This is a genomic window from Thermoflexus sp., from assembly GCF_040289485.1.
Taxonomy (GTDB): Bacteria; Chloroflexota; Anaerolineae; order Thermoflexales; family Thermoflexaceae; genus Thermoflexus.
This window is the reverse complement of record NZ_PSLG01000118.1, coordinates 1-2,711: the sequence shown is the minus strand read 5'-3', so window position 1 is coordinate 2,711 and position 2,711 is coordinate 1. Positions and strand designations below refer to the sequence as shown.

Annotated in this window: 2 protein-coding genes; one reads left to right on the top strand and one right to left on the bottom strand. The window is 73.9% G+C overall.

What is annotated here, in order from left to right:
* The coding region (locus tag C4313_RS11535; protein WP_352429995.1) for a lytic transglycosylase domain-containing protein at positions 1 to 1,898 on the top strand (1,898 nt) is incomplete at its 5' end.
* Between the two features lie 13 nt (positions 1,899 to 1,911).
* Here C4313_RS11535 and C4313_RS11530 read toward each other — a convergent pair.
* Positions 1,912 to 2,562, bottom strand: a complete 651-nt coding sequence (locus tag C4313_RS11530) for a 50S ribosomal protein L25 (protein ID WP_352429994.1) — start codon at positions 2,560 to 2,562, stop codon at positions 1,912 to 1,914.
* Between the last annotated feature and the right edge of the window lie 149 nt (positions 2,563 to 2,711).

The window sequence follows — 2,711 nt, the reverse complement described above, 5'->3', positions numbered from 1 at the left end:
CCCCGCTGACGGTGGAGAGCCGGCTGCGACAGGCCGCGGCGCTGGCCCAGGCCGGCCGGTGGGAGGGGGTGGCCGCCGCCCTGCGGGCGGCCCTGCCCCTGGCCCGCGACCGCGCGCAGGAGGCCCAGATCCGGGAGCGCCTGGCCGAGGCCCTGGAGGCGATGGAGACCTACCCCGCTGCCCTGGAGCAATATGCGGCCATCTTGGCCTTCGCCCAGATCCCTGCTTACCGGGCCGAGATCGAAGAGCGGGCGGCCTTCGCCCTCTGGAAGGCGGGCCAGACGGCGGAGGCCATCGCCCGCTGGCAGGCGCAGTGTGCCCCCGAGACCCCGGCGGCCTACCGGGCCCTGGTCCGGCTGCTGGAGGCGGGGATCCCGGTGCCGGACGACCTGCGCGGGCGGATCGACGCGGCCGCCGGGCAATGCCTCCCGGCGGTCCAGGCCTTCGAGCGCTGGATCGCCGCCCACCCAGACCACGGCGATCTGCACTTTGAAGCGGCGCGGTGCTACTGGGATCTGGGGAACCGGGCCGCGGCGCACGCCCATCTGGATGCCCTCCTCCGCGACCATCCCACCGCCGCCCGCTGGGGGGACGCGTGGCTGGAGAAGGGGAGGCTGTGGATCCAGAGCGGCGCAGTCGCGGATGCGGTGGCCCTGTGGCAACGGTTCCTCCAGCGCCATCCGGAACATCCCTTCACCCCCACGCTGTTGTGGGAGGCGGCCCGCCTTCTGGAGCGGAACGGGGCGGAGGCGGCGGCCGAGGCCTTTTACCAGCGTCTGGCCGCAGGGTTCCCGGGTCATCCCCGGGCCCCGGAGGCCTGGCATCGCCTGGGGGTGCTGCGCTACGCCCGGGGCGATCTCGCGGGGGCTGCCGCCGCCTGGGAGGCGCTGGAGGCGCGTTACCCGGAGACGTCGTGGGCCCTGACGGCTCGGTTCTGGCGGGGGAAGGTGGCGCAGGCGCGGGGAGATCCGGCGGAGGCCGCGGCCGCCTGGCGGGCGGTAGCTGCCCGCGCCGCCGGCCGCTTCTTCGGGGAGCGGGCCCGTCACCTGCAGATGGGCATCGATCCGTTCGCCGCCGGCGGCCCGCCGGCTTTCCCCGATCCCGAGGAGGGGCGGGGGGCGGCGGAGGCGTGGCTGGCGGCCCGGCTGAACCTCACCGACACCGTCGTCCTGCGGACGGCGGCCTTCACCGCTGACCCCCTCTGGGCGGCCGGGGAGGAGGCCTGGCGGATGGGATGGTGGGTGGAAGCCCGAGCCCTGTGGACGGCCCTGCGCCAGCGGCTGGATGGGGACCCGGTAGCCCTTTACGGCCTGGCCCTGGCTTTCCGGGAGCGGGGGGCCGACGCGCTGGCCGTCCAGGCGGCGGCCCGACTCCTCGCCCGGCTGGGGGTGGATCCGCTGGCCGCGCCGCCGTTCTTGGCCCGCTTGGCCTATCCCACCCCCTATCGGGAGCAGGTACTGGCTGAGGCCCAGCGCTACGGGCTAGATCCGTTGTTGCTCTATGCGCTGATGCGCCAGGAGAGCCTGTTCGACCCCTGGGCGACCTCCGTCGCCCAGGCTCGGGGGCTGATGCAGATCATCCCGCCGACCGCCCGGGGCATCGCCGCCGCCCTGGGGATGTCCGTTCCGGAGTCCTGGCTGTACCGCCCGTGGGTCAGCCTGGCCTTCGGGGCCTACTACCTGGCGCAGCAGCGGGATCGGTTCGGCGGGAACTTGTGGGTGGCGGTGGCCGCCTACAACGGCGGGCCGGGGAACGCCGCCCGCTGGTGGGCGGCGGCCCGGGGCGACCCCGATCTCTTCTACGAGCGGATCTCCCTGGAGGAGACCCGGCGCTATCTGGAGCGGATCACCGAGCACCTGGCCATCTACCGCGCCCTCTATCGCCCCGGGCCGCCGTAGCCCGGGCTTGCCCTCACTCCTCCTCTTCTTCCTTTTCCTTCTTGCCCTTGCCGATGACCTCCACCTCGGGCGTCTCTGCCGGCAGCGCCGCCTCCTCCACGGCCTCCGCGGCGGGCGCGGTCACCAGGGCGATCAGTTCATCCGGATCGGTGAGGATGGTGACGCCGGGGGGCACCGGCAGGTCCCGCACGTGGATGGCCGCGTCCACCCGGTCCAGGGCCCTCAGGTCCACGGGGATGGCCTCGATGAGGTCCTGGGGCAGGCACTCGATCTCCACGTGGGTGAGCCCGTGGACCAGGATCCCCTCGCCCCGCTCCACGGCTGGGGAGGTGCCGACGAAGACCACAGGGACCTCGACACGGATCTTCTCGGTCATCTCCACCGCCTGGAAGTCGACGTGGAGGATCTCGCGGCGGATGGGCTCCCGTTGGACCTCGCGGATGAGCACCCAGTGGCTCTGGCCGTCCACCTGCAGCGTGATCAGCCGGGCGCCCCCGCGGGCCTGGCTCAGGACCCGCTGGAGCGCGCGGCCCTCGATCTGGATCGGGGTGGATGGGAGGTGGCGGCCGTAGACCACGGCCGGGATCCACCCCTGGCGGCGGAGGGCCTTCACCGCCTTGCCGGTCACCGTCCGCACCTTCGCGTTCAACACCAGTTCCGCCATCGCTGCACCTCGGCGTAGGGATCGGGGTTCCGGTCGAGACAGGCGCTCTTTCAGGGGGACCGTGGCCCTTGCCGGGCGGCCCGGGCGAACCGACCCCGGAGCCCGGCGAGGGCCAGGCCCAGCAGCAGGCCGCGGGCGGTGGCCGCCCG